This is a genomic window from Clostridium vincentii (genome assembly GCF_002995745.1).
In the GTDB taxonomy this organism is placed as follows: Bacteria; Bacillota; Clostridia; order Clostridiales; family Clostridiaceae; genus Clostridium; species Clostridium vincentii.
In genome coordinates, this window is the sequence record NZ_PVXQ01000036.1 from 25,351 (window position 1) to 34,601 (window position 9,251).

At 29.8% G+C, this 9,251-nt stretch carries 8 protein-coding genes; 1 reads left to right on the plus strand and 7 read right to left on the minus strand.

Annotation, left to right across the window (positions count from 1 at the left end):
- Positions 1-8 precede the first annotated feature (8 nt).
- The 4 genes from CLVI_RS13720 to CLVI_RS13735 form a co-directional block, all read right to left on the minus strand.
- Positions 9-1,313 (minus strand): alkaline phosphatase family protein, encoded by a 1,305-nt coding sequence (locus CLVI_RS13720; protein WP_170065679.1) that lies wholly within the window; start codon positions 1,311-1,313, stop codon positions 9-11.
- A 92-nt stretch (positions 1,314-1,405) separates the two neighbouring features.
- The gene (locus CLVI_RS13725) at positions 1,406-2,341 is read right to left on the minus strand and encodes a TRM11 family SAM-dependent methyltransferase (RefSeq protein ID WP_106060696.1); all 936 of its coding nucleotides are present in this window, start codon (positions 2,339-2,341) and stop codon (positions 1,406-1,408) included.
- 110 nt (positions 2,342-2,451) lie between these two features.
- The gene (locus CLVI_RS13730; protein WP_106060697.1) at positions 2,452-4,776 is read right to left on the minus strand and encodes a YhgE/Pip domain-containing protein; all 2,325 of its coding nucleotides are present in this window, start codon (positions 4,774-4,776) and stop codon (positions 2,452-2,454) included.
- 239 nt (positions 4,777-5,015) lie between these two features.
- Complete coding sequence (locus tag CLVI_RS13735) at positions 5,016-5,426, minus strand: UDP-N-acetylglucosamine pyrophosphorylase (protein ID WP_106060698.1); 411 nt, start codon at positions 5,424-5,426, stop codon at positions 5,016-5,018.
- A gap of 257 nt (positions 5,427-5,683) precedes the next feature.
- Here CLVI_RS13735 and CLVI_RS13740 point away from each other — a divergent pair, with 257 nt between their 5' ends.
- Positions 5,684-6,238 (plus strand): DUF6512 family protein, encoded by a 555-nt coding sequence (locus CLVI_RS13740; protein ID WP_106060699.1) that lies wholly within the window; start codon positions 5,684-5,686, stop codon positions 6,236-6,238.
- Between the two features lie 48 nt (positions 6,239-6,286).
- Here the strand turns inward: CLVI_RS13740 and CLVI_RS13745 are convergent, their stop codons facing one another.
- From CLVI_RS13745 to CLVI_RS13755, 3 genes are all read right to left on the minus strand, one after another.
- Complete coding sequence (locus CLVI_RS13745) at positions 6,287-6,970, minus strand: LiaF transmembrane domain-containing protein (RefSeq protein ID WP_106060700.1); 684 nt, start codon at positions 6,968-6,970, stop codon at positions 6,287-6,289.
- A gap of 33 nt (positions 6,971-7,003) precedes the next feature.
- Positions 7,004-7,615, minus strand: a complete 612-nt coding sequence (locus CLVI_RS13750; RefSeq protein ID WP_106060701.1) for a hypothetical protein — start codon at positions 7,613-7,615, stop codon at positions 7,004-7,006.
- A gap of 98 nt (positions 7,616-7,713) precedes the next feature.
- Entirely contained in the window at positions 7,714-9,042 is a 1,329-nt protein-coding gene (locus tag CLVI_RS13755; RefSeq protein ID WP_170065680.1) for an MATE family efflux transporter, read from the minus strand.
- Positions 9,043-9,251: the final 209 nt, after the last annotated feature.

The window sequence follows — 9,251 nt, forward strand, 5'->3', positions numbered from 1 at the left end:
TTCTCTCCTTATAATTGAAGTATTGCGTCTACTACCTCTCCATCAACATTCTTAAGATCTACCCCTAGAACTTTAGCTAATGTTGGACCATGATTTATAAGTTTGCCTGTATCTAGAACTATTCCTTTTTTAAAATCTTTACCATAGCCAATAAAAAATGTTCCATAGTTATCTTTTTTATTGTCGTATCCGTGAGTAGCTTTATGTCTGTGATCAATTATTCCAACTTCATCTGCCTTAACGTCTTCAAGTAGATCCCCTTCTATATCATCTACAAAGTAAAAACTTTTACTAGCCTCAATCATGAAACTTGCATTAGAATCTGCTCCTTTAGCTATAATTTCATTATCCTTAAGTATAAACTCTATAGGGTCAGGCTTATTTGTCTTTACGCCATTTAAAAGGTCTTCTACCTTTTTCTTTAATTTTTCATCTTTAGGATTTTTTAAATAGACATAGGCAGAACCATCTAAGCTCTTACAAAGTGCTTGAAAATCTGATACCTTACCTTTACCATTCACCGTAATTAAATTATTTTCTTTAAATAAAGTATTTAATTTAATCATTTTATCTACATCTATTTGACTATGATCTCCTAAAGCGACTATATCTGTTTCATGGAGAATATTCTTCTCTTCAAGAACTTTTATAATTTCTCCTAGCCTTTTATCATGTCTGTATAGTCCATCAATGGCTTTTTTATCACTATAGCCATAATGGTGCCTATTGGTATCTACATCTGTAAAGTGTATAAACATTAAATTAGGACTATATTTATTAATTGTATATTTTGCGGCTTCAATTACAAAATCATCTAAAGCCGGTTGGGTTAATCCACGTCTAATGTGCCCAAATTTATTGTTTAACTCTAATTGATAAAATAATGACCCTGCACAAATTGATTGTACTATTTGATTTTGATGAGGTTTTACTTTAAAAATCTCTGCTAAATTATATTTGATAGAACTTCCACCTGTAACTGGCCATAAAAGGGAGCAAGTTGATAATCCCTTCTCTTTAGCTAAATCATAAAGGGTTGACCCTTTAATATCCTTTCTATACCAGTACCAGTTAGGATTAAAATCTCCAGCCTTAAATATGGTGTTATCAATTATCCCATGATTTTTAGGATATTTCCCAGTAACTATGGTTGCATGGGCTGGATAAGTTAATGTTGGATAAACAGATTCAACATTTTCAATCAAGGACCCACCCTCAATTATTTTTTTAAAATTAGGTAATGTTTTTAAAATTTTTAAATCATCTGAAGAAACTGCATCAAAAGAAATAATAATCATATATTTACTTTTCATATTTACATCTCCCATGTCTATATTAAAACAATTTATTTTAATCCAGATTAAATACACTTTAAGTTCAGGTTAAGTTGAAAAAGACTGCTAGTCTAAAACTTTTCACAAACTGTTATATATCTTTTAAAATTATTTTTATTTACAGAACATTTATCAACTATGTTAAATCCCTCTAAATTAAGGACCACATCCATATTTGTAATAGTTACTAATACGAGTTTTTTACAAAATTGGGATACAGACTTTATTAATTCATTTTGTTTCTCAACGGTGGTAGGTGTAAATATCCCATATGGCATATCTATAATGGCCACATCAAACTGTTCTTCTATAGTGTGCATGTCTTTTTGCTTTATTACATTTTCAAATCCAAAGAACTCAAGGTTTCTTTGGGCATTTTGGGATATTAATTCATTAAGTTCATAACCCTTAACATCAATTCCTAAATCCAAAGCTTCAATAACTACTGTTCCAATGCCACAGCAAGGATCAACTAATTTCGTATTATAGTTATTACCAATTGCTATATTTACTAATGTTTTTCCTAGCTTTAAGCTTAAAGCATTAGAGTATGAGTAAGGCTTACTGTCATGAATATGCCACTTAAAGTCATTTTTATCATAGATACCAAGGATCCATCTATCTTGAATTTTAGAAATCCCTATTATAATCTTTGGATTATGTATACTTGGCTCCCCTTGTACCACATATCCTATGGCGCTTACACTCTTTAGCCTCTCTGTATAGTCAACATCTCCATCGCCTGATTTTAAATAGAGAACCTTAAAATCCTCATAAGCAATTTTATTTTCAATGACTTGTCCTACAAGTTCCTCAATAGAATTTCCTGAAAACAATATTGATATTTTTTCCTTTATAAAAGGACTCCTAGAGGGATTTGTATCTATATCTGATAGTATATATTTTCCTTCTGGCTTAGAGTTTAATATATACTTCATTTCTAATTGACAAAGCTCTTTTTCCTGAGGGGAAAAATTTATTAGATAAAAATATTCTTTTGTATTCATTATGTTACTCCTATATATATGTATTTTCTTTAAGTATATCCTATTACAAATTAATATAATATAAAAAAAAGCAGGAACCATTTCTGATTCCTACTTCTTAGTCTATCTATTTACATAGCTTCTTGTTTTTTTCCTTCAATTTTACTTTGCATTTTCTCTCCTAGTGTATGGAATACTATTGAAACTGTTAAGAATCCAACCAACATTGCTGCGAGTATTGCTAAATCATTAAATACTACTGAGTAATTAATAACTGAAGCTGAAGTTATTTCTCTTAACGCTTCAACAGAATAAGTAAATGGCATAAATGGATTTAATACTACAAAGATGTGTGGAACTAATTCCAATGGGAATGTACCTGCACATGCTGTTAATTGAAGTATCAATAATACTATACTTAATAATCTTCCCGCATCACCAAACAATGAAATTAAACATTGAACAATGGCAATAAAAACTAGTGAGAAGAATATAATTAATGCAAAATATAAGGGGATATTATTGGGTGATAATCCCAATAATAAAACTGCTATACCAACAAGAACTGCTTGTAATACTCCAACAAACCCAAAGGATAAGTATTTACCAAAAGCTTTAGCAAATCTACTTGCTTCTTTGTGTTCTTCAGTTTTAGTTGAGATAACAAAGAACATCATTATCGCTCCAATCCATAACGAAAGATTTATGAAGTATGGTGCGAATCCTGTTCCATAGTTTGGAACTGCATTTATGGGCTCTATTTTCAATTCAACTGGAGATGAAACAAAGCTTCCCATATCTTCTGGAGTATTAACTAGCCCAGAAGATAATTTACTAGAACCTTCATTTAACTTAGTTGATAATTCCTTAGAACCATTATATAACTGAGTAACACCACTCTTTAATTGGGGTACTTGAGCACTTAAATCTCCAAGCCCATTCTTAAGTTGTGTCTGTCCAGTAACTAATTCATTAGATCCTATTAGTGCTTTGGTTGAACCATCATACAAAACATTAGTTCCTGCCAAAGTTTGTGAGGAACCATCATATAGTTGCTTTATTCCAGAACTTAATTCTGGAATATTTGAATTTAATCCTTCAACTCCAACATTTAATGCTTTTGTACCAGCATTTACTTTTGTAAGACCAGGACCAAAATCACTATCCAAACCAGTTTGAAGAACAGTTAAATTTGAGCTAATACTATCAATAGCACCTGAAACGGTATTTACATTATCAACTAAAGATCCACTACCTGCAGCAAATTTACTTACACTGCTAGTGTATCCTTTAACTCCGCTGGTATATGGAGTTAATGCCTTTGTTTCAAAATTGTTTAATGCTCCTTTTATTGCTTGTAACTTTTGTTCATCAGTTAAAGTTTTACTTGATAAAACTCCATCAACTCCTGTTTTAAGTGAAGCATATCCAGTATTTACATCGTCAGAAGTATTACTAAGATCAACACCTCCTTGTGTTAATGGATCTACACTAGCCTTTAAGGTATTCATAGATTCTTTACCATTATCTAGATTTTCTTTTAATTGAGAAGCCCCAGCATTTAATTGAGATACTCCAGGATAAATCTTTTTTGTATATCCTTCATAAAGAGCATTTGTTCCTGTAGCTAGTTCTCCAGTCCCTTTATAAAGACTATCAACTCCACTAGATAATAAAGGTATCTTATCATTTAATTTGCCTAAACCATCCTTTATTGAACTTTGACCATTTTTCAATGAACCTAATCCACCATTAATTTGTGAAATACCTGAATTAAGAGAGGTCTGTCCATCATATAATTGATTAGAACCATCATTTAATTTATTAACTCCATCTTCAAGTAGGGGTGTCTTATCATTTACTTCCTTAAGTCCATCATTAATTTTGCCACTTCCATCAGCAGCTGCACTCATTCCATCTTTTACATCATATAAATTATCAAAGGATGCTGTTACATAATTATCAGTTATTGTTTCTGTAATTTGTGCTTTTAATGCACTTTCAACCTTTGAATTAACTTGTGATGCTAAGTAGTTCTTCTTCTCATTACACACAAACTTTAAACCTGCCTGTACAGGCGTACCACTTTTCGCACTAACTACTTTTTCAGAAAAGTCTTTAGATATTTCGAACTTTGCATAGTATTTATCTCCTTCAAGTCCTCTATCTGCTTCCTCCTGTGAAACAAATTTCCAACCAACACTATCGTTGTTCTTCAAATTATCTATAATGCCCTCTCCGTACTTAACAGTTTCACCATCTAATTGAGTTCCTTTATCTAGATTGACAACTGCTACAGGCATATCTGCTAACTTGCTGTATGGGTCCCAAAAGGCCTTTAAATATAGTAAAGAGTATAATAAAGGTACTACTATGATTGCTATAACACATACTCTTATAAATCTATTTTTAAAGATACTTTTTATATCCTTACCTGCTATTTTTAGAAAATCCATTCGATTACTTCCTTTCGTTATATTATTATTCTCTCGTCATATTTAATTTACACCAATAATGACTGATGGTCAAGTTTTCTTTTGCGAATTTCTATTCATTTTGTTCACATTTGATTTTTCAGCTTACTTGTTACATTTCAGCTACCTAGATTTATAAATGTTAATTAAAAAAAGCTGTGTAAAAATAGAATCGAATTTCTATTTTTACACAGCTTTTACTAAATTAGATTGTTGCTTTTTTATTCATTGATGATACTAATTATTTTTTCAGCACTTTCCTTAAGAGTAAAAATAATATTATCATCTATTCTTAAAGTACATTCGTTTTTGTTGATTTTAACTTGATTGAGGGTTATCCCATTTTTAGGAATACTCTTATATTTAGCTGGAGAAATATCCACATTAAATTTCTTACCTTTAGCACCTATAAACTTAATGGCAGTACCTTCTGATGTAGAACCTTTAATATTTACACTGATAATATTATTTCCTCTACTTTCTTCTGTTGGATAATTAGTGATTTTGGCTTGCCCTACGATTGTAATCCATCCACCACTTAAGTCTTGCTTAACTAATAAGTTTAAATCATATTGACTTTCTATATCTTTTAAAGCTTTTCCTAATTGAAACACTGTTAATTCTAATTTCAATTTGACATCTCCTCCTATGATTCTGGTTATGAAAGTGCTTTTGCAACTTATCTTCTTATGCTATCATATATATTTTGTGTAATATCATTAATGAATTTATTATACCATCAAAAATATAAATTATTTTGCTTCCTTCTTTAGTTCTGTATATATTCTAGTGCAATTATTTATTTTTATAGTCAATAATATATTTGTATTTATATAAATAAGTTTTGAATATAATAACAAGAATAATATTTAGAAAGTGAGAACTTGCTTTGAAAGAAAATATATACTATTCAGTAGTAAAGAAATGGTTTTTATTTAGTATTCCTTTTATATTTATTCTGGGATCTTTATTCCACTTTGCTTTTGAATTTACTGGCAAATCCATAATACTAGCTCCTTTCTTCCCTGTTAACGAGAGTATCTATGAACATTTAAAACTTACCTTTTATCCAATATTTATATGGCAACTAATAGGGTACTTATTTCTTAAAAACAGGGTTAGAATTATTTTAAAAAACTGGGTTATTTCCAATGCAATCTCAATAATATTAAGTTCTATTCTTACTATATTTCTATATTATAGTGCTGCTGGCGCATTTAATATTCATTCTACCATTGCAAATATTTCCTTTTATTTTATTTCAATAGCTCTTGGGCAAGTATTAGGATTACATCTTTATAAAAACTGTGATGATAATAGAAATTTATTTTTATTATCAATTACAATGATTTTATGTATGTTTATTTGCTTTACTATTTTCACTTTTATGCCACCCAAACTATCCTTGTTTATGGAATCTTCCACTGGACTTTATGGTATATAAAAAATAGCTTGTGCCATTTTATGACACAAGCTATTTTAAATTACAATATTATTTTATATCCATTCCTCCAAATACACAGGTTGCCTTCATATATATAGTTGGAGCATTTTCCGCTGATGTATGGATAGTTCTATTATCTATTCCTCCGAATATAGGAAGACTAGATACTTTCACATTAACGTTTGGTGGGAAAAATATATCTATCCCTCCAAAGATAGCTGTTGATGTAATTACAATATCCTCATCTATAATTGCATTCCTAAGATCTAAATCAACACCTCCAAATATAGCTGTAGCTGTAACTCCAGTAACTTTTTCATTAGTGGGTCTTATTTTACCTCCACCAAATATTCCTACTGCATTTATAAATCCGTCCCTAGAAGTTTTAGTCTGATGAACTGTGCTTTTATAATTATGGTCTTTCCCTTTAAATATTATACTAATCCCTATGAGAACTAATATAATTGGAAATATCATCTTTCCTACCAAATTTCTTGGAATTATATTTTGAGCGTCAACAAGTAATAAAGCTCCAATAACAACCCCGATTATATTACCAGTATTAACTCCATTTTGAACCATACTAATTAAGCTGGGAATTATTATAAATAATGTCCACCACCCATGGAAAAACAAATTAAAATCCCAAATACCAGAAACATTTCCTGCAACGCCAACTCCTGCAACTATAAATGCAAGTCCCCATAATAGATTTCCTAGCTTACTTCTCATTCAATTGTCTCCTTTTCTAAATAATATTAAGTTTTAATTATCTAATTTTTTTATCCTAAATGAGGCATGATCTGAAACTATTTTTATATCTAAAACTTCATTAAGACGGCTTAAACTTCTAACGTTATTTATGCTAGTTAAATTTTTCCTTTTAACCAAAATCTGTAGAACATTTAAAATATCCTTTTTAGCCTCATTATCTAAAGCAAAGCCCTTTAAACAAAATGCATTTATAAATTTTAGTGTAGTCCATATTTGTTCGTCTGCTATTTTAGTAATATCCATTAAGACCCATGTAAAATCTTTTCTTCTCTCTTTAGGTGGATAAGCTTCTTTGAAAAACTCTAGAAAATGATTTGTTGCTTTAGGATCTTTTTCAGAAACATATTTTCCAAGCTGTTTTTTTAAATCATTTTTTAAAAACATAGTTGTATTAGGTTTAATATTAGCAGCCATAGACTCAATATTTTCATAGATCATATTATATACCATTTCAATTTGATCATGATCTATATCGCCATTTTTAAGAACTTTTACTTCTTCTATGTATTCTAAAACATTTTTTTTAGTGTCTAACTCTTTATTATATAAACTTTTCCATACTTCTATTCCATTTAAGCCTTGTAAATTAATTTCTTCTTTCATTTTCTACCGCCTTTAGTTTTTATTTAAGTATTATTACTAGTATACTATATATTTTTATTAAACCTAACTAATTTTTATAAAGCCATTAGTAATTCCATCTAATGTATAGACAATTTTAATTTTTTAATCTTACTATTATGCATATTATTCATAAATAATATAGCTATAGACATTATAATCTGAGCAAGAGGCAAAGTAATCCAAATTCCTTGAAGACCAAATAATCTAGGTAAAATCAAAATTAAAATTGGAGTTATTAAAATTGGATCTCCATAGATAATTATACTAGAATATTTACTTTCACCTACTGCATAAAAATATGAGGATGCTAATTTTACAAGTGCTACACAAGGTAATGATAAACTTGTTATAATTAGCCCACTACTCATAATTTCTGTAGCAACAGGAGATGAACCAAAAACCTTTGGGATAATATCTCTTAAAAATATCATAGAAGATAGCAAGATTGCACTAAGAATAAGGACAAATATTGTGGCTTTTCTTTTTATTATCTTCATACTTTCAAAGAGATTTCCTCCACTACAAAAACTAATTAAGGGTTGTATTCCCTCGCCTACTCCAGATAATAACAACTGACCAGTACCTACTACATAGGAAATTACAGAATAAGCAGCAACAGCAACATCTCCTCCGTATTTTAAACACTGAAGATTATTAAAGACTATTATTACTGATGGAGATAGGAAAAGACCAAAAGGAGATAATCCAGTGAGAAGAATCTTTTTCACCGCTCCTCTAACTAATCTGAATTCTTTAGGTTTTATTCTATTTTCCTTATCCTTAATAAATAGTATTATACATAATAAAGTAGTAATTCCTTGCGCTATAATTGTTGCTATAGCTGCACCCTCAATACCTTTGTCTAAAATAATTATAAATATTGCATCTAAAATAATATTTGCGACTAATCCAACTATCATTATTATCATAGCTTCTATGGTTTTCTTACTGTTTCTTAATAATGGTGTAAGACCTGTAGCAAACACTTGAAATGCACAGCCAACAACTATATATTTTGTATATCTGGCAGCTTGAAAATGTACTTCTCCAACTGCTCCCAATAAACTTAATATTTTTTCATAATTAAACCAAAAAGCTATTGTTAAAACAATACTTGATATGAACAATAACATTAGTGTATTTCCTCTAGCTAAATTGGAAGCTTTTTTGTTGTTTTCCCCTTGCGCTAAGGACATGACAACAGCACCACCAGTTCCTATACCTGTACCAATGGCCATAATTATTGATGCTATTGGCCAAGCAATGTTAATTGCGGCTAATCCTATATCTCCAATTGATTGTCCCACAAAGAAGCCATCTACTATAATATATAAGCCTTGTAATAGCATAGTTAACATTGAAGGGATTACAAATCTCATAAATTGTTTCTCTATTTGATTACTCAAGTAATTACCTCCTGTAGAATTAGTCCAACTTCCTGCTATAATTATACAAGAAGTTTTATATATTTTCAAATACAGTGAACCTCTTGATTGAGTCAAGTAAAAGTGGGCAACTATTTTATTATCCATTATTTTACAGTATATATTTATAACTTCCCTTAAGCATTTTTACTCTTAATTGTAACTAATATCTCCAAATCCTTTTAATCCAC